The organism is Rhizobium sp. 0TCS1.26, from assembly GCF_050455525.1.
Classification (GTDB): domain Bacteria; phylum Pseudomonadota; class Alphaproteobacteria; order Rhizobiales; family Rhizobiaceae; genus Neorhizobium.
Map to the genome: position 1 here is coordinate 569626 of NZ_JBCIYV010000001.1, position 18716 is coordinate 588341.

Annotated in this window: 16 protein-coding genes and 1 other RNA gene; 7 read left to right on the plus strand and 10 right to left on the minus strand. The window is 63.5% G+C overall.

Annotated elements, in window-relative coordinates; genetic code table 11:
• Positions 1–2: 2 nt before the first annotated feature.
• The 6 genes from rsmH to AAIH46_RS02780 all read right to left on the minus strand — a co-directional run bounded on the left by rsmH (position 3) and on the right by AAIH46_RS02780 (position 5250).
• Positions 3–1028, minus strand: coding sequence for a 16S rRNA (cytosine(1402)-N(4))-methyltransferase RsmH (rsmH, locus tag AAIH46_RS02755; protein ID WP_430304002.1), 1026 nt, complete (start codon positions 1026–1028; stop codon positions 3–5).
• Positions 1029–1042: 14 nt separating this feature from the next.
• A complete protein-coding gene (gene mraZ / locus AAIH46_RS02760; RefSeq protein ID WP_430304003.1) occupies positions 1043–1483 on the minus strand; it encodes a division/cell wall cluster transcriptional repressor MraZ in 441 nt (146 codons plus the stop codon).
• 506 nt (positions 1484–1989) lie between these two features.
• An RNA gene (gene rnpB, locus AAIH46_RS02765) (RNase P RNA component class A) lies at positions 1990–2421 on the minus strand.
• A gap of 54 nt (positions 2422–2475) precedes the next feature.
• A complete protein-coding gene (locus tag AAIH46_RS02770; RefSeq protein WP_430304004.1) occupies positions 2476–3663 on the minus strand; it encodes an NAD(P)/FAD-dependent oxidoreductase in 1188 nt (395 codons plus the stop codon).
• 79 nt (positions 3664–3742) lie between these two features.
• Entirely contained in the window at positions 3743–4513 is a 771-nt protein-coding gene (locus tag AAIH46_RS02775; protein ID WP_430304005.1) for an N-acetylmuramoyl-L-alanine amidase, read from the minus strand.
• Positions 4510–5250: a TerB family tellurite resistance protein gene (locus AAIH46_RS02780; RefSeq protein ID WP_430304006.1), complete on the minus strand. Its 741-nt coding sequence runs from the start codon at positions 5248–5250 to the stop codon at positions 4510–4512. Before AAIH46_RS02780 ends, AAIH46_RS02775 begins: the two co-directional genes overlap by 4 nt.
• Positions 5251–5570: 320 nt before the next feature.
• Between AAIH46_RS02780 and AAIH46_RS02785 the strand changes: the two genes are divergently transcribed.
• The 3 genes from AAIH46_RS02785 (at position 5571) to AAIH46_RS02795 (ending at position 8636) form a co-directional block, all read left to right on the plus strand.
• Positions 5571–6782, plus strand: coding sequence for a pyrophosphate--fructose-6-phosphate 1-phosphotransferase (locus AAIH46_RS02785; protein WP_430304007.1), 1212 nt, complete (start codon positions 5571–5573; stop codon positions 6780–6782).
• Between the two features lie 63 nt (positions 6783–6845).
• On the plus strand, positions 6846–7475 hold the full coding sequence (locus AAIH46_RS02790; protein ID WP_430304008.1) for a hypothetical protein: 630 nt from the start codon (positions 6846–6848) through the stop codon (positions 7473–7475).
• Between the two features lie 228 nt (positions 7476–7703).
• Positions 7704–8636: a transglycosylase SLT domain-containing protein gene (locus AAIH46_RS02795; RefSeq protein ID WP_430304009.1), complete on the plus strand. Its 933-nt coding sequence runs from the start codon at positions 7704–7706 to the stop codon at positions 8634–8636.
• Positions 8637–8647: 11 nt separating this feature from the next.
• Here AAIH46_RS02795 and AAIH46_RS02800 read toward each other — a convergent pair whose 3' ends face one another.
• Positions 8648–10003 (minus strand): serine hydrolase domain-containing protein, encoded by a 1356-nt coding sequence (locus AAIH46_RS02800; protein WP_430304011.1) that lies wholly within the window; start codon positions 10001–10003, stop codon positions 8648–8650.
• 150 nt (positions 10004–10153) lie between these two features.
• On the opposite strand from AAIH46_RS02800, the gene AAIH46_RS02805 reads away from it, so the two are divergent.
• The 4 genes from AAIH46_RS02805 (at position 10154) to AAIH46_RS02820 (ending at position 14340) form a co-directional block, all read left to right on the plus strand.
• Positions 10154–11401, plus strand: a complete 1248-nt coding sequence (locus AAIH46_RS02805; RefSeq protein WP_430304012.1) for a DUF3419 family protein — start codon at positions 10154–10156, stop codon at positions 11399–11401.
• Positions 11398–12069 carry a class I SAM-dependent methyltransferase gene (locus AAIH46_RS02810; protein WP_430304014.1) on the plus strand — a complete coding sequence of 224 codons (672 nt, stop codon included), beginning with the start codon at positions 11398–11400 and terminating at the stop codon, positions 12067–12069. The genes AAIH46_RS02805 and AAIH46_RS02810 overlap by 4 nt, the downstream gene beginning before the upstream one ends.
• 159 nt (positions 12070–12228) lie before the next feature.
• On the plus strand, positions 12229–13011 hold the full coding sequence (locus AAIH46_RS02815) for a glycoside hydrolase family 25 protein (protein WP_430304015.1): 783 nt from the start codon (positions 12229–12231) through the stop codon (positions 13009–13011).
• A 117-nt stretch (positions 13012–13128) separates the two neighbouring features.
• Positions 13129–14340 (plus strand): lytic murein transglycosylase, encoded by a 1212-nt coding sequence (locus tag AAIH46_RS02820; protein WP_430304017.1) that lies wholly within the window; start codon positions 13129–13131, stop codon positions 14338–14340.
• 562 nt (positions 14341–14902) lie between these two features.
• Here the strand turns inward: AAIH46_RS02820 and metF are convergent.
• The 3 genes from metF to ettA form a co-directional block, all read right to left on the minus strand.
• Positions 14903–15802, minus strand: a complete 900-nt coding sequence (gene metF / locus AAIH46_RS02825; RefSeq protein WP_430304018.1) for a methylenetetrahydrofolate reductase [NAD(P)H] — start codon at positions 15800–15802, stop codon at positions 14903–14905.
• Positions 15799–16815 carry an ArsR/SmtB family transcription factor gene (locus tag AAIH46_RS02830; protein WP_430304019.1) on the minus strand — a complete coding sequence of 339 codons (1017 nt, stop codon included), beginning with the start codon at positions 16813–16815 and terminating at the stop codon, positions 15799–15801. Before AAIH46_RS02830 ends, metF begins: the two co-directional genes overlap by 4 nt.
• A 192-nt stretch (positions 16816–17007) precedes the next feature.
• The gene (gene ettA, locus AAIH46_RS02835) at positions 17008–18657 is read right to left on the minus strand and encodes an energy-dependent translational throttle protein EttA (RefSeq protein WP_430304020.1); all 1650 of its coding nucleotides are present in this window, start codon (positions 18655–18657) and stop codon (positions 17008–17010) included.
• Positions 18658–18716: the final 59 nt, after the last annotated feature.

Consider the following 18716-nt stretch of genomic DNA (forward strand, 5'->3'; position numbering starts at 1 on the left):
GATCAGGCTCCCATCTTTTCCAGGCTGGCAAGGTCAGGCAGGTCGAAGATCGAAAAATCCGCGGCCGAAGCCGGTGCGGCTGTCCGGAAGGCAGCCCGCAATTTCGCCGAACGGGATCGCGGATTGATGTCGGCTTCTTCCTTGGAGGCTGACATCATGCCCTTGCCCACAGGTTCGAAGACCGCTGCCTTTTCCTCTACCATCGGAAGATGGCGCGAGCCTGACGCCTTGCCCGAACGGTCGGCGAGGAAGCGCTTGACGAGCCGGTCCTCGAGCGAATGGAAGCTGACGACGACAAGCCGACCACCGGGCTTCAGAGCCCGCTCGGCGGCAAACAGCGCCTGGGCCAGCTCGCCCAGCTCGTCGTTGACGAAGATGCGCAGTGCCTGGAACACCCGGGTCGCCGGATGGATCTTGTCCTTTGCCTTGCGCGGATTGACGCTTTCGATGAGGTTGGCGAGATCCCGGGTCGTGGCAAACAGCTCGCCGGCACGCCGCTTCTCGATTGCGCGAGCGATGCGGCCGGCCTGCTTTTCCTCGCCGAGAAAGCCGAAGATGCGGGCGAGATCACCGGGCTTGGCGCGATTGACGACGTCTGCCGCCGAAACGCCGGCCGCCGACATGCGCATGTCGAGCGGCCCGTTGCGCTGGAACGAAAAGCCACGCTCCGCCTCGTCGATCTGCATGGAGGATACGCCGACGTCGAGGACGACACCGTCGAGACCGCCTTCCGGCGCATGCTCTGCAAGATTGGAAAATTGCGAAGGGACAAGGCGAAGCCGTCCGGAGTTTTCGGCGACCAGCGCCTGACCGGCGGCAATCGCCGTCGGATCGCGGTCGAGGGCGATCACTTCGGCGCCGCGCGAAAGAATGGCGCGGGTGTAGCCACCCGCGCCGAATGTACCATCCAGGATGATTTTACCGGGTGCGGGAGCAAGCGCCGCAAGCACTTCCTCCAGCATGACCGGAATGTGGCGAGCCGGTCCGCCATCGGCCTCGGAAATTCCGTCGCCAAGATTCGCCGCCATTCCGCTCCCCTGTCTTAACCGGGCCGCACCCCCAACCGGGCGCGCCCCTCTCTTGCCGCCGACTGCGCCTCGTGGAACGCCGCCGGCTGCCAAAGCTGAAAATGATCCGACCTCCCGACGAAGGAGACCTCCGTCGTGATGCCGGTGAAGTCGCGGATGAAATCCGTGACCATCAGGCGACCCTCCGCATCGAGCCGCATGAATACACCGCCGCCATGCACCAAAAGCGACATGGCATTGGCCTCCGGCGAAAACGGATCGGTGGAGGCGATCTGCCGCTCGTATCGATCGAGCAGATCCGGACCACCGACGCTGATCGCCGGAAACACAAGATCCTGGAGACAGTACAGCTCCTGGATATCCCGCTGCGCAAGAACCGCACGGAACGGCGCCGGAACGGAAACCCGCCCCTTCGCATCGATCCTGTTCGTCGCATTGGACAGGAAGCGGTTCATGACGCCAAACATCCGCTCCGTTACGCACCGGAGCACGCACGCGCCCCGCATGACACGAGCCAGCAGACACAACCCGGCCGTTCAGGCGGAATGGTTTCCGCCCGCGTCTCCCCGAAGGAAGCGACCCGAACCTGTCCGATGAAAAGGCACTGAATTGCCCGCTCGCAGTGTGGTTTTGGGATAACATGGGACCATATGGGCGTCAATGGGAGGCCGCCCCACGCACAGGCGACCGCGTCAAGTATTTATGACCTGTTAAGTTTAACAAAGGGTTAGCGAGCCGACGCTCGACGCGAGCCATCAAACGCCGCAGCGTAGCGTCAAAGTCGGCCCTAAGTCGTTACACGGCCGGGAACATTAGGGAAATTCTCGGCATGGCGAGCACGCGCAACCACAACCAGTACGGGAAGCCGCGACACTTCGACAACAGGAGAACGCGCCGGTCACTGCCGAAATGTTGGGGGAAAAACGAAACCCTCTCCAGGTTGCGCAGCAGGAGAGGTAAAATCGCCAGTTGGCCTGTAAGCCGGGTTCTGTATGGCACCGGTGCGAGCACCGGAACGTGGCAGCCATTCATCTGGGACGGCACTCGCGCGCCGCCTCTCGCAACCCACCCGAACGACTGGCCCAGAAACAGGCTGTGGCACCGCAAGCGGCACCCGCGTCGTCCCTATTCGGTCTTGCTCCCGGTGGGGTTTACCGTGCCGGTCCTGTTGCCAGTCCCGCGGTGGGCTCTTACCCCACCCTTTCACCCTTACCCCGCCAGCTCTTCCCCTCATCGTCAGGAGAACAGCAGGCGGGGCGGTTTACTTTCTGTGGCACTTTCCCTGGGGTCGCCCCCGCCGGACGTTATCCGGCACCGTGTTTCCGTGGAGCCCGGACTTTCCTCACCCTACCGCCTTTCGGCATTGGTAAAGCGCGGCTGCCCGGCCAACTGGCAGGGGCTCCTTAGACGGTTTGGAAAGTGAAAGCCATAGGAAATCCAACGCGGATCACCCGAAGGACGCGTCGAACGGCACGCCATAAGCATCGTCGGTCACGCGTCCATGCAGAAGCAGGTCGGCACCCAGTCGGCCGATCTCGTCGGAACTCTTTGCCGCCGCGCCGCAGCCGCCGGTCAGCACCGCGATATGCGGCGACTGCGTGTAGGCAATCGCCGGATAGCCGCTCGGCGTCTTGGAAACAACGCACGCAGCCGTCGAGATCTTTGTCCGATCCACCGCCGGGACCAGCGTCTTCATGATGTCTGCGTGATGATCGCGCACGCTGTCTCGACCGCCCGTCCGGAACCAGGCGCGCATGGCGGCATCGTCCCTCACCAGAAGATCGTCGGGATCGCCGCCAATCTTCAAAAAGGTACGGCCGTCAGGATAGCGCACCGGCGGCAGCATGTAGATGTGGCGCGACGGATCGCGCGGCTCGTAGATCAGCGACGGCATGCCCGCTAAATGCGTAAGGTCGGCATCGGCGATCTCGAAGAAGGTCACCGTGCGCGCATAAACGGACATTCTGAGCGGCTGCGGCAGCAGTCCCTCGGCGATCGAGAAGCCGCCCGCCGCAACCAGCACCTTCTCAGCCGTGTATCGACGACCCTCGGCGGTGAGAACGATCGCGAGACCACTCTCCTCCCGCACGCTGACCACGGTTTCGGAGATCAGCTTTACGCCTTGCCGCTCCGCCAGCAGCGACTGCGCGGCAACCAGCGCCCGCGGATTGATGTAGCCCGCCTGACGTGCCTCGAACACAGCCTCACAATGCGGCTCGAACCCGAAGCCGGGAAAGACATCGGACAGTTGCGCATCGTCAAGCAACTGCGTTTCGACGCCAAGCTCGGCAGCGGCTGAGCAGATCCCGCCGATATAAGAGTGGCCGCTCACGCGCTCCGGGCCGACCATAAGGCAGCCGACCTCATGATAGAAAGGAATGCCGCTCTCTCGTTCGATCTCGGCATAGCGGGCGATCGATCGATTGGCGAGGCGCGCCCAGACCGCATCCGGATCGATCGTGCGGGTGATCCGCGCCTCATCGTAATGGCTTGCAAAGACGCCGGAATGCCTCTTCGCATCCTGTGGTTCGTCCGGCCCGATCAGCGCAACGCCTTCGGTCGCTGCCGAAAGATGCCGGGCGGCAGCCGACCCCATCATTCCCCGGCCGACGACGATGTATCTGAAGTCCGCCATGTGATCGGCATCCCTGCAAGGTTCTGGATTATCAACCACCTGGACGTAGCAACGGAATCAGAATGCGAAGCCTTGGGCTCTAATGCGTGCCCTGGTACCGTGGCAGTTCGGCCAGCAGCCGGTGCAGCGTCTCGATCGTCGAAATGTCGGCGATGCCGTCGACGCGCTCCGGCCGGAAATGCCGCTGGAACGCCTCGACCACGCCTTCCGTCCGCTCGCAGAATTCGCCGGTGATCTCGACCCCGTAACCGTAAAGCGCCAGCATGCCCTGCAGCGCCTCGATCGGCTGGCCGCTTTCGCCGCGCTGGAAGTAACGGCCGCCGCGCACCGGGCTCGGCTCGACCCAGTGACCGACGCCTGCAGCTGCCAGCCGTGCCCATGGAAACTTCTCGCCCGGATCCACCTTGCGGCGCGGCGCCACGTCGGAATGCGCCAGCACGCGCTCGGTCGGGATCGACCAGCGCCCCATGCAGTCGCGACAGAGGGCAATTACCGACTCGATCTGCGCGGGTGAATAGTCGGGAAGTCCGCCGGGATGGCCGGCATTGGCGATCTCGATGCCGATCGACCGAGAATTGATATCGCTCTCGCCGCTCCAGAGGCTCTTGCCGGCATGCCATGCGCGCCGCGCCTCCGGCACCAGCTGGACCACACGTCCGTCCGGCCAGATGAAATAGTGGCTGGAGACCTGGCTTTCGATGTTCTTCAGCCACGACAGAGCCTGCCCGTGATCGCTCATGCCGGTGTAATGCAGGATGATCATGTCGGGTGCGGTTCCGCCGACGCGTTCGCCATGGTTCGGAGACGGCTCGACGCGCGCTCCGGAAAAATCGGGCACCAGTGCAGTCATGCCGCCTTGCGTTCCTTGGCGATCGCTGCGTAGGCCGCGTTCAATGCTGCCATGCGCTCGTTGGCCGCGGCATGCAGGGCCGCCGGCACGCCGCGGGCAATCAACTTGTCCGGATGATGCTCGGCAACCAGCCGGCGGTACCGCTTGCGGATCTCGGTGAAATCATCCTTCGGAGAGACGCCGAGCACCTGATAGGGATCGACGCCTTCTATGTGCACATGACGTGCCATGATCCGCCGGAAGTGCATCTCGTCGATGCTGAAGATCTCGGAGATGCGCGACAGGAAGGCGAGTTCCTTCTCGTGCACCATGCCGTCCGCCTTGGCGATATGGAAAAGGCCGTCGACGACGCTTTCCAGCATCTCGCAGTTCTGCTCGCCGGACCCGCACAGCTTCGACAGCTTTTCCGCGTAGGCTTCGTAGCCGGCAACGTCCTGGCGGGCGAGGTTGTAGAGCCGCGCCACGTTTCGCGCTTCCTCTTCCGGAAAATCGAAGATCTGCCGGAAGGCCTGGACTTCGGATTCGACCACGGCGCCATCGGCCTTGGCCATCTTGGCGGACAGGGCAATGATGGCGACCGAGAACGAAACCTGGCGACGGGTCTCCGGATCGCCTTCGAACAGCGTCCGGATAGCCTCGACAAGCCGCGAGAGGGCGTTGTTGGCGGCGTCGCCGACACTGCCCAGCAGCCGCTCCCACAACGAATTCAACTGAAGGCAGGCGAAATCTAAGAACATGCTGCACCACATCAAATTCCGGCACCCTTGGCAAGCTGCCGGCGACTTCCCCCCGATTAACTTTTTGTCATCCTGGGCCGGCGCGGGCCCGTCGGCAGCGCTGCGATCGGCGTCCGGAGCAGCTTCAGGCAACCTCTTGTGAAGTGCTTGTGGGCCACTGCGGCCGGTCACATGTTTTGAACCGATTGAATTGCAGACTGTTCCAAAATGCGGGCGAAATGACGGAAATTCTTGAGAAATTCACTTTACAGCCGCGGCCTCGTGACGCATCCATTTGACCAGTCTTAGACGCATAGGCGCGACGGCGCGAAGGAGGTTCGATGGCGAAACAGAAAGTGGCGATGCTGACTGCGGGCGGACTTGCGCCGTGTCTTTCCTCGGCGGTCGGCGGTCTCATCCAGCGCTATACCGACGTCGCGCCGGAGCTCGAACTGGTCGCCTACCGGTCCGGATACCAGGGATTGCTGCTCGGCGATCGAATCGAAATCGACCCGACGATGCGCGAGCGCGCCCACCTTCTCCATCGCTACGGCGGCTCTCCGATCGGCAACAGCCGCGTCAAGCTGACCAATGCCGCCGACTGCGTCAAGCGCGGCCTGGTGAAGGAAGGCGAGAACCCGTTGCAGGTGGCGGCTGACCGGCTTGCCGCCGACGGGATCACCATTCTCCACACGATCGGCGGCGACGACACCAACACCACGGCGGCGGACCTTGCCTCCTATCTTGCCGCCAACGGCTACGACCTGACGGTGGTCGGCCTGCCGAAGACGGTCGACAACGACGTCGTGCCGATCCGCCAGTCGCTCGGCGCCTGGACTGCGGCCGAAGTCGGTGCGCATTTCTTCGACCATGTGAGCAACGAGCAGAGTGCTGCGCCGCGCACGCTGGTCATCCACGAGGTCATGGGCCGGCATTGCGGCTGGCTGACCGCCGCCACCGCCCGCGCCTATATCCAGGAGACCCGGTCGAACGAGTATGTCGAGGGGCTGATGATGAACAGCCAGATGAAGAACATCGACGGGCTCTACCTGCCCGAGATCGCCTTCGATCTCGAGGCGGAGGCCGAACGGCTCCGCGGGATCATGGACACGTGCGGCTACGTGACCCTGTTCGTCTCGGAAGGCGCCGGCCTCGACACCATCGTTGCCGAGCGCGAGGCATCCGGTGAAGCCGTCAAACGCGACGCCTTCGGCCACGTCAAGATCGACACGATCAATGTTGGCGGCTGGTTCCAGCAGCACTTTGCAACCCTGCTCGGAGCAGAACGTTCGATGGTGCAGAAATCCGGCTATTATGCGCGTTCGGCGCCCGCCAACGGCGATGACCTGCGCCTCATCCAGGGCATGGTCGATCTGGCCGTCGAAAGCGCCCTCAACGGAGTTTCCGGCGTGACCGGGCATGACGAGGAACAGAATGGGAAATTGCGCACCATCGAATTCCCGCGTATCAAGGGTGGAAAGCATTTCGATCTGTCGGCGCCGTGGTTCGCAGAGGTAATGGACGTCATCGGCCAGTCCTACAGGCCGGCCTGATCAGATCGCGTTGGGCACAGGAATGACCGGGAAGACGACGTCTTGCCGGTGCGGGAGGAGAAGATGAGCATTCACACCATGCTGATGGTTGCATCCACGGCCCTGCTCGTCTTCCTGCTGCCGTCGCCATGCGGCCGCCTGCTGCGCGACCATGTCCATGCTCGCGGCCGCGCCAGATCGCTCCTCCTCTTGCCGGCCATCTGGATCGGCTATGTCGCCGCCGCCTTCTGTGCCGGTGCAGCATATCTCGCCCTGCGATCCACCATGCCGGCGATGATCGAGACCTTCACCTGGCTTGGGCTCGTCGTTCTGATGATCTTCGTCATGCGCTCGCAGCAGCGGCGTTTCGTCAACCGGATGGCCGACAACGACAATCTCCGGCAGTCGGGCACCATCCGGACACTCGGGCAGATCGTCGTCGAGGCCGGCCGGCCCGGACTGGTGCTGGCGCTCCTGGCGATCTTCCTGCAGACCGCCGAATCAAGCGTTTCTCCCCTACAGTTCCTCAGCGCAGCCGGCATCGCCCTCCTCCCGGCCGTGCTCGTTGCTCCCCTCCTCCAGCTGCTGATCGCCGAAAGCGTCGCCCGGCAAATGCTGCGCGTCCGTCGTCGCAATCAAGCTTCGCGCAAGCCTCGAACGCGATTTATAGCAAGCCGTGCGGTGACCGCCGGATACCGCCGGATTGCCGCATGACACGCAACGTCTTGCTGCGGATGCGGTCATGCGTTAATGAACCTTAATGGACAGTCGGATACCGGCGGGCGTGGGGCATTCATCTTCATGAGAGTGAGACCGATGGCGATTACCCGATTTCTCGGTTGCAACGCAGTTGTAGCCGTTGCGATTTGTGGAGCAGTTTCAGGTTGCTCGAGCGTTCAGTCGGCATCGAAGACAGACGGCGCAACGCCGGCCGACGTGGCAGTGACGGATCCGTCCGCCGCCAAGGTTGCCGGTGAAGCGCAGGTTGCCTCGGCCACCGCCCCGAAGACGGGTCGACTGTCGACCACCGAAATCGCTGCAGCGACCGGCCCGGTCGCAGTGCCGGCAGGCATGACGACGGCGGTTCTCGAAAAAGGCACCCGCGTTCACGTTCTTGCACTGCCGACCGGCACCGCGGCTCTCCAGGCGCAGAACCAGTCGGTCATGGCATCGCTGCAGACGAGCGACGCACCGGTCGCGACGCCGGCACTGGCCGTCGCGCCGACCTCGGTTTCCAAGACAGGCGCGCTGCAGGCGATCGACATGGCAACGGCGCAGACCGTCACTCGTCCGACGACCGCTGCCCAGTCGCTTTCGGCACCGACGCTTGCATCTGCCCCGAAGGCTCTGCCGGAAGATGTCACCACGCCGTTTGCAGCCATCCCGACGCCGCGTCCGCGGATCGCAGCATCCACACCTTCGTCGATGGTCGCCTATGCAGGTCCCAGCCAGCCGGTCTCGGTCATGTCGACCGACTTCTTCCCTCCGGCACCCGGCGGCCCGATCGCACGCAAGGCGGACACCAGCAGCCCAGAGCTCAACAAGCTGATCAAGCGTTATGCCGGGCTCTACGGCGTGCCGGAATCGCTGGTCCACCGCGTCGTCCACCGCGAGAGCCGCTACGACCCAAAGGCTTACAACAAGCGCGGCTTCTTCGGCCTCATGCAGATCAAGTATTCGACCGCCAAGTCGATGGGCTATGACGGACCGGCCTCGGGCCTTCTGGATGCCGAGACCAACCTGCGCTACGCCATCAAGTATCTGCGCGGCGCCTGGCTGGTTGCCGACAACGACAGCGACGGCGCCGTCAAGAACTATGCGCGCGGCTACTACTACGACGCCAAGAAGAAGAACATGCTGCACGTGCTGAAGTAGGCGGCGAGGCCTTAACCAGCCACCGCGTTCAACAACTCCGCGATCAGCGCTGCCGGTCGATACCGCGCCCACCAGGGCGACAGGCCGAGCCGCACGACGACCATCCTTTCAGACCGCATGACCGTCACCGACTGGCCGTCATGGCCTTCCAGCGAAAACGTGTCGGCCGGCAGAAGATGCCTCTCGTTCGGCCGTGGCAGCCACGTCTGCATCTTCGAATAGATGCCTCCCGAAGCCACCGTTCCCTCACCCATCTGCGACACGAAGCCTTCCGGCAGCAGCCGCTGTCCCTGCCAGACGCCATCCTGCGCCAGAAACAGGCCGAAACGCGCCCAGTCGCGCGCAGTAGCATACATGTAGGAGCTGCCGACAACCGTCCCGGCGGCATCGGGTTCCATCACCGCGCTGCGCATGCCGAGCGGCCCGAACAGCGCTTCCCGCGGATAGCCGAGGGCCCTGGCCGGATCCTGCAGACGGTCCATCCACAGCCTGGACAGCAGCACTGCAGTGCCGGAGGAATAGCCGAACCGTTCTCCCGGCTTCTCAGCCAGAGGTAGTGCAGCGACGAATTTGGCCATGTCCGGTTCCAGGTAGAGCATCCGCGTCACGTCGGCGACCGAGCCATACTCCTCGTTGAAGGCAAGGCCGCTCTCCATGGCGAGCAGGTGCCGAAGCTCTATCTCCCGTCGCGCATCCTGCCGCCACTGCGGCATCAACCCGCTGTCCTCAAGCGTCATCCTTCCGTCGCGGATCATCCTGCCGATCAGCGATGCATTCACCGTCTTGGTCATCGACCAGCCGAGAAGCGGCGTGTCCCGGTCAAACCCTTCGCCATAGACCTCAGCGACGATCCGACCGTCCTTCACCACCACCACGGCCCGCATGCCGGACCCGGTCAGGTCCGGACGGGCAAGCACGGCGGCAACCGGATCGAGCGGCGTCACCGCCTCGCCGTCGGGCCAGGTACGCGATGCAGTCTCCGGGCTCGCACGCGGTGACGGGGGCGCCGCGATGGCGGCGGTGCGGCTTCCGCTAGGCTGGACGCTGCAGCCGAGGCCCGGCCGATACACGGCCTCGCTCGGTGCGATATCGCCGATCAAGGCGGTGCGCACCCGCAAAGCTTCCCCGTCGACGCTGACGCGCATCAGCCGCAGCAGCGGATGGCCGGGCGCCTGCACGTCGTCCGCCAGCACCTCCGCCTCAGGGCGGTGGGCAATGAAGACGTTTGAGCAGACGATCTTTGCCGCATAGCCGCTGCCGACCCTCAGCAGTTCCGGCGGCACCGCGTAGAGCCAGACAATGCCGGCGCCGATCACGACCACCAGCATCGACAGAAAGATCCTCATGAGGCGTTTGACGAGGCGCATGCGGTTCCTCCGGTTGGCGCCGCATGCAATCAGCATTCGCCGTCGAAGGAAAGCCCGCCGGCTGGTCTCTCCCGGTGCGCCTGCGTCATCAAACTGTAGCAGCGCGGAACTACAGGCTTGAAGAATTCCAAGCCAGACGGGGGATTCGACATGGCGGAAATGGCATCGGAAGCGCGCTTTCGGAAAAACGGAAAGCTGAAGACCGCCCTCCTGCAGCATAAGGCTCTGTCGAAGAACGGCCTGTCGGAGCGCCTGTTCGGCCTCCTGTTTTCGGGCCTCGTCTACCCGCAGATCTGGGAGGATCCCGATGTCGACATGGAAGGCATGCAGCTCGCCGAAGGCCACAGCATCGTCACCATCGGCTCGGGCGGTTGCAACATGCTGGCTTATCTCTCCCGCGCCCCACGCTCGATCGATGTGGTCGACCTCAACCCCCACCACATCGCGCTCAACCGGCTGAAGCTTGCCGCCTTCGAGGCGCTCCCGGCGCATGGCGACGTGGTTCGGCTGTTGTCGGCAACAGGCGCGACCAGCAACAGCCAGGCCTTCGACCGGTTCATCGCCGCCAGGCTCGACACCACCACCCGCGCCTACTGGCAGGGCCGCACACTCTCCGGCCGCCGCAGGGTCGGCGTCTTCGACCGCAACATCTACCGTACCGGGCTGCTCGGCCGCTTCATTGCCGCCGGCCATCTTATGGCACGGCTGCACGGCGTCGATCTGACGACGATGGCGCAGGCGCGTTCGCTGCGCGAGCAGCGGCAGTTCTTCGATGACCAGATCGCGCCGCTCTTCGACAAGCCGCTGATCCGCTGGCTGACCAGTGCCAAGAGCTCGCTCTTCGGCCTCGGCATCCCGCCGCGGCAGTATGACGAGCTCGCGAGCCTCGCGGCTGATGGCTCGATCGCCCCTGTGCTGCGCCAGCGGTTGGAAAAGCTCGCTTGCCACTTTCCCCTGCGCGACAACTACTTCGCCTGGCAGGCTTTCGTCCGTCGCTACCCGCAGCCGCATGAAGGAACGCTTCCGACCTATCTGCGGCCTGAACATTATGCCGCCATCCGCGCCAATGCCAGCCGGGTAAAAGTCCACCACGCCACCTTCACAGAGCTTCTCGCTTCCAAGCAGGCGGGCGCCGTCGATCGCTACGTTCTCCTCGATGCCCAGGACTGGATGAACGACACCCAGCTCAACGAGCTGTGGACGGAGATCACCCGCACGGCAGCACCGGGCGCCCGCGTGATTTTCCGCACCGCTGCGGAAAGAAGCGTCATCGCAGGGCGCCTCTCCCCGGCGCTCGATGCGGAATGGCGCTACCTCGAAGAACCGTCGCTGCGCCTCAACCGGCAGGACCGCTCGGCAATCTACGGCGGCTTCCACATCTATGAGCGGGCGGCATGAGCGCGGTGCACGGTTCCGATCCGATGCGCGACGACGACCACGCGCTGCGCATGGACCGGATGTATCGCTACCAGCGCCACGTGTACGACCTGACGCGCAAATACTATCTGCTGGGCCGCGACCATGCGATCCGCGAGCTGCACGTTCCGGAGCACGGCACGCTGCTGGAAATTGGCTGCGGCACCGGCCGCAACCTTCTCCTTGCGCATCGCCATTATCCGACGGCGCGCCTCCACGGGCTCGACATCTCCGCCGAGATGCTGGCTTCCGCTGACGCCAATTTCCGCGGCAAGCCCGTGCAGCCGGTCCTGAAGGTTGCCGACGCGACGCGGTTCTCGGCGATGGATTTCGGCGTGAACGGCTTCGACCGAGTGCTGATCTCCTACGCACTGTCGATGATCCCGGACTGGCAGGCAGCCCTCGATGCAGCCCTCCTCGCGCTCCGTCCCGGCGGATCGCTGCACATCGTCGACTTCGGCCAGCAGGAGAACCTGCCGGCATGGTTCCGCACCGGCCTCCGCTCATGGCTGACCCGCTTTCATGTGACACCGCGGGCGGATCTCGTCACGGCGCTCGAACAGCGGCAGGAGAACCGCAATGCGAATATGACATTCACATCGATCGGTCGCGGCTACGCGTGGCACGCGGTCGTCCGGCGCGCGGATTGAACCCGCCGACATTGATGCGTCGGCTGCGAAGCGACGGCACCCGCCCAATGTTTCCGCTTGATCAAACGGTTTGTTTACGGCGTTATCGCTAGCAAGGCATTCAGCCTGCGCGTCGTGCTCTTCAACGCGCGGCACCTCAGCGCTTCATACGGGACGTCCATGCTTCGGCCACTGATCGCCATCCTCGCCTGCGCCGTCCTTGCCAGCGGCTGCACCTCGGCAAGCTACGACCTGATGGACAAGAATTCCCTTCGACCGTCGAAGTTCAAGGACAATGATCCGCAGAGCTTCGGCACCAAGGGACCGGACCGTCACCAGGTGCACGGCATCGACGTCTCCAAGTGGAGCGGCCGCATCGACTGGCCGAAGGTCAGGCAGTCCGGTGTTTCCTTCGTCTTCATCAAGGCAACCGAGGGCAAGGACAGGATAGATCCGACCTTCGAGACAAACTGGCGCAGTGCTGCAGCTGCCGGCCTGCCGCTGGCGCCCTATCATTTCTACTATTTCTGCTCCACCGCCGACGAGCAGGCCGACTGGTTCATCGCCAATGTGCCGAAGCAGGCGGTGCAACTGCCGCCGGTTCTCGACGTCGAATGGAACCCTGCCTCGCCGACATGTCGCACGCGCCCGGATCCGGAGGCCGTCCGCGCCTCCATGAGCCGTTTCATGGACCGGCTGGAGGCGCACTACGGCAAGCGACCGATCATCTATACCTCGGTGGATTTCCACCGCGACAATCTCGTCGGCCAGTTCAAACAGCATCATTTCTGGGTGCGGTCGGTTGCCGCGCATCCCGAGAAGATCTATGCGGATCGTCGCTGGGCCTTCTGGCAGTACACCTCGACCGGCCTCGTGCCGGGCATCGAGGGCGAGACCGACATCAACGTTTTCGCCGGCACGGACAAGAACTGGCGCCAATGGGTGGCTTCCGCGCAGAACTAGGGCTACCTGTCTCCAACGATCCTGACGGGCTGCGGAAATCGCTTGCAGCCTGCTCCCGCCCATCTTCGGTCACAAAGCTTTCCGAGATGAAGAAACCATTTGTCTGAGGATTATCGCATGTTGCGCGCCAAAGCTTCTTCCTTCCTGCTTGCCTGTTCACTCACCGGCCTTGTTGCAAGTACGGCCTTCGCCCAGACCACCGAGGCGCCGAAGCCTGCCTGCGGCGGCGAACTCTCAAGCTTCCTCGAAGGCGTGAAGGCGGATGCAGTGGCAGCCGGCGTTCCGGCAGAGGCGGCGGACAAGGCGCTCACCGGCGCACAAATCGACCCGAAGGTGCTGTCACGCGATCGCGCCCAGGGCGTCTTCCGCCAGACCTTCCTCGAATTCTCCCAGCGTACCGTCAGCCAGGCCCGCCTCGACATCGGCCGCCAGAAGATGCAGCAGCTCGCCAGCGTCTTCGGCCGCGCCGAGCAGGAATACGGCGTGGCGCCCGGCGTCATCACCGCATTCTGGGCGATGGAGACCGATTTCGGCGCCGTCCAGGGTGACTTCAACACCCGCAACGCCTTGGTGACGCTGGCGCACGACTGCCGTCGTCCCGAACTCTTCCGGCCGCAGCTGATCGCGCTGACGGAAATGGTCCAGCACGGTGATCTGGACCCGGCGACCAATACCGGTGCCTGGGCTGGCGAAATCGGCCAGGTCCAGATGCTGCCGCGCGACATCATCGCCCATGGCGTCGATGGCGACGGCGATGGCCATGTCAACGTCAAGGCGAGCGGCCCGGACGCCATCCTGACTGCTGCATCGTTCATCAAGAGCCTCGGCTTCCAGGCCGGTCAGCCGTGGATCCAGGAAGTCGAACTGCCGGAAAGCCTGCCCTACGAAAAATCCGGCCTCGGCAACGAGATCCCGGCCGGCGAGTGGTTCAAGCTCGGCGTCAAGCCGCGCGACGGCAAGACCGATTTCGGCAACCTGCCAGCGGCGCTCGTGCTGCCGCAGGGCCGCAAGGGCCCGGCCTTCCTCACCTACCCCAACTTCGCCATCTATCTCGAGTGGAACAAGTCGTTCATCTACACGACCTCGGCCGCCTATTTCGCCACACGTCTCTCCGGCGCGCCGCCCTACCTGAAGGGCAATCCGGAGCCCGGTCTTGATGTGGAGGCGATGAAGGCGCTGCAGGCCAAGCTCGACGCCAAGAGCCATGACGTCGGTGAGATCGACGGCATCCTCGGATCCGGCACGCGCCGCGCCGTGCAGCGCGAACAGCTGCGGCTTGGAATGCCTGCAGACGGTTGGCCGACACAGGCGCTGCTCGACGCGCTCTGAGAGATGGAACGGACAGATCGCGGACGCTGGAAGACGGCGTCCGCGATCTGCTTTTTGGGATCAGCGAGCTTTCGATCGAGGGTCGCCATGATCTGCGGGACGGCGTGCTCTCGGCTTCAGATCTGAGTCCGGACGCGCATTCGGGCCGAAAGCATCACGGAATATGACGGTTGTTAACAACCCACACAGAAAAGTTCATGCTTTATAAAGCATCTTTATAAACGGATTTTGTCTGTGTCATCAATGGGTTGACGCTCTCAATTAACGGAATAGGCGCAGGCCCTTGCGGCAGTGCAGCACATTATTCGCTTTGCAGGGCGGAAAAAACCGCCCTACATTCAGTCTGTCAACGCAAGGAGGCAGACATGGGTAGAACCTATTCTTTCAATGTCCTTCTCGTCGGTGCAGCGTTCGTATTCGTCGCTTCAATGCTCTTTGTCTGAGCCGAGGCAAGCAATCCGTCTGACGAAAAAGCACCGCCCGTAATTTGACAGGGGTTTTTCAAACGGCTGGGGCGGCCTAAACCGCCCTCACCTCCTAGATTTCGAAACGACGATCTGGCTCAGGCCGCTGCTCCGGCCTGGGCCTTTTCGCATGGGCTGCGGCCCAGCCGCTCGAGCGTGCCGACAACCAGCGGCGCCCGGTTCATCGTGTAGATGTGGAATTCGTGCAGGCCACGGTGCGTAAGATCTTCTATCTGCTCGGCGGCAACGTCGGCGGCCACCTTCGCCCGCTCTTCCGGCTTGTCGTCAAAGCCCTCGAATCGGCGATCAAGGAAGGCCGGCACCGTCGAACCACAGCGACCGGCAAAGCGCTTCAACTGCGACAGGTTCTGGATCGGCATGATGCCGGGAATGACGGGGATCGTGATCCCGGCCTTGCGGACCTTTTCGAGGTAGCGCTCGAACACGTCGTTATCGAAGAAGAACTGGGTCAGAGCCCGATCGGCACCGGCATCGGCCTTGCGCTTCAGCATCTCGATGTCGCTGTCGACGTCGGCGCTTTCCGGATGTTTTTCCGGATAGGCCGAGACCGAGATCTCGAAGCCACCGATCTCCTTCAGCGCCGCCACCAGTTCGGCAGCGTTTGCATAGCCGTCGGGATGCGGAGCATAGGCGGTGCCGATGCCGCTCGACGGATCGCCGCGCAGCGCCACGATATGACGCACGTCCAGCGCCTTCAGGTCGTCGATCACCTGGTGCGTCTCCTGCCGGTCCGCATCCACGCAGGTCAGGTGCGAGGCCGTCGGCAGGCGCATTTCGCCGATCATCCGCTCGACCGTGGTGAAAGTCGGTGCCTTGGTCGTTCCACCAGCCCCATAGGTCACCGAGACGAATTCCGGCTCGTAGCGGGCAAGTTCAGAAACGGTCTGCCAAAGCTGGTCTTCCATTTCGACGGACTTCGGCGGAAAGAACTCGAAGGACACGCTGAAGGGTGTCTGCGTCGTGCGGTGCGAGGTCATGAGGCGTTTTCCAGTGGCAGAGAAGAGCGCGTGACGGTCGTTGGGGGGGCTGCGGCAACCGGCGAGCGGGCAAGCCAGATGGTCACCGTGAGCGCCGGGGTATCTTTCTGGTCCTGCGGCCGCAGGTCGATGACCTTCTCGACCGACAGGCCGACCTTGCCCAGCCAGTCGTTGACGATCTGGTGGGAAAAGCCCAGCCGCAGATGGGCATGGTCGTCGCGCAGGTAGTCCAGCGAGTGCGGAGCGAGATCGACGATGACCAGCCGTCCGCCCGGACGCAGGACCCGCGCCGCCTCGGCGATCGCCCGCTCAGGCTGCTCCAGAAAGTGCAGAACCTGATGGATCGTCACCAGGTCGAAATCACCCGCCTCGGCAGGCAGGTTGAAGATGTCGCCGTGGCGGACGGAGGCTTTAAGGATGCCGGCGCGATCGAGATTGGCGCGCGCCACCGACAGCATGTCGCGGCTTGCATCGATTCCGACGCCGCGGCGGTACTGGTTCTGGAACAGCTGGAGGATGGAGCCGGTGCCGGTACCGAGGTCGAGCAGCGAGTCCATAGCCTCCTCGCCGACCAGATCGACGAGTGCCGCTTCCACCTGCGCTTCGCTGACATGCAGGCGGCGCAGCTCGTCCCATTCGGTGGCGTTGCGGCTGAAATACGCCTGCGCCCTCTCGGAGCGGATTCGTTTCACTTCGGCCAGACGTTCGCCGTCGCGGACAAGCACCGGATCGGTCGGATCCGCCTGCCGCAGCAAGAGGCCGGCCAGTTGCGTCGTCTCGCCCTCGCGGCTCAGGCGGAAGAATGCCCAGGCGCCTTCCTGATAACGCTCGATCAGCCCTTCTTCGGACAGCAGCTTCAGGTGGCGCGAAATGCGTGGCTGTGATTGGCCGAGGATGTCGGTAAGGTCGCTGACGGTGAGGTCGCCGCCCGACAGCAGCATGAGGAGCCGGAAGCGAGTAGGCTCGCCCGCGGTCTTCAGCACGTCCACCAGTTTTTCCAGCGCCAGACTCATCAGCAACTTCCAATCAAGACATAAAGATATCTTTATATCGATGGCGCATGTGCTGCAAGCGGAAATTGGCGTGGCCGGTCGGAGAACCCTAGTCCCGATCTTTCCAGATCATCCGACGTATCTCTCCGATGCGGTTCGAGCCGCCTGCACCGAGGCAGGCGGCTCGAACTCAGTTCAGCGTATGCGTAGCAATCAGCGCGTCAGGCGCTTGTAGGCCTGGCTGCCGGGGTTGAGGGCATCGGGGCCGAGGCGACGGATTTTGTCCTGCTCGTAATCCTCGAAATTGCCTTCGAACCACTCCACATGGCCGTCGCCTTCGAAGGCGAGGATATGCGTTGCCAGCCGGTCGAGGAACATGCGATCGTGGCTGATGATGATGGCGCAGCCGGCGAAGTTCTCGAGCGCCGTTTCCAGCGCGCCGAGCGTTTCCGTGTCGAGGTCGTTGGTCGGTTCGTCGAGCAGCAGGACGTTGCCGCCGGCCTTCAGCATCTTGGCAAGATGCACGCGGTTGCGCTGGCCGCCCGACAGATTGCCGACCTTCTGCTGCTGGTCGCCGCCCTTGAAGTTGAAGGCGCCGCAATAGGCTCTGCTGTTCATGTCGAACTTGCCGAGCTTGATGACTTCCGCCCCACCCGAGATTTCCTCCCAGACGGTCTTCGAGCCGTCGAGCGCATCGCGGCTCTGGTCGACATAGCCGAGATGCACGGTGTCGCCGATACGCACCGAACCGGTATCCGGCTTTTCCTGGCCGGTGATCATCTTGAACAGCGTCGTCTTGCCGGCGCCGTTCGGGCCGATGATGCCGACGATGCCGCCCGGCGGCAGCTTGATCGACAAGTCGTTGATCAGCGTGCGGCCTTCAAAGCCCTTGGTGATGCCTTCCAGCTCGATGACGACGTTGCCGAGACGCTCCGAGACCGGAATGATGATCTGCGCATCGCCGGGACGGATGCCCTCGGCGGCGTCCACCAGCTGCTCATAAGCCTTGATACGGGCCTTGGATTTCGCCTGGCGGGCCTTCGGGCTGGAGGCGATCCATTCCTGTTCGCGCGACAGCGCCTTCTGGCGGCCTGCTTCTTCGCGGTTCTCCTGCTGCATGCGCTTGGCCTTGGCCAGCAGGTAGGCCGAATAGTTGCCTTCGTAGGGGATGCCGCGGCCGCGGTCGAGCTCGAGGATCCAGCCGGTGACGTTGTCGAGGAAGTAGCGATCGTGGGTGATCATCATGACGGCGCCCGGATAGTCGCGCAGGTGCTTTTCGAGCCAGGCGATGGTTTCGGCGTCGAGATGGTTGGTCGGTTCGTCGAGCAGCAGCAGGTCAGGCTGCGACAAGAGCAGGCGGCAGAGCGCGATCCGGCGGCGTTCACCACCCGACAGCAGCGTCACGTCCGAATCCTTCGGCGGGCAGCGCAATGCTTCCATCGCCATCTCGACCTGCTGTTCCAGGTCCCACAGGTTCTGGCTGTCGATGATGTCCTGGAGCTTGGCGCCTTCGTCGGCGGTCTCGTCGGAATAGTTCATCATCAGTTCGTTGTAGCGCTCGAGCACGGCCGTCTTGTCGGCAACGCCGACCATGACGTTCTCGAAGGCGTTCTTGGTCGGATCGAGATGCGGCTCCTGTTCCAGGTAGCCGACGGTGGCGCCTTCGGCGAGCCAGGCTTCGCCGGTGAACTCCTTGTCCTGACCGGCGATGATGCGCAGCACGGTCGACTTACCGGCACCGTTCGGGCCGAGGATGCCGATCTTGGCGTCCGGGTAGAAGGACAGGTTGACGTTCTCGAGGATTTTCTTGGCGCCGTAGGACTTGTTCAGTCCCGACATGTGGTAGATGAACTGACGTGCCATGGATAAAGGTGCTCCGGGGGGAATTTGGTTTTGCCGCTATGTAGGCGAAACGAGCCGCC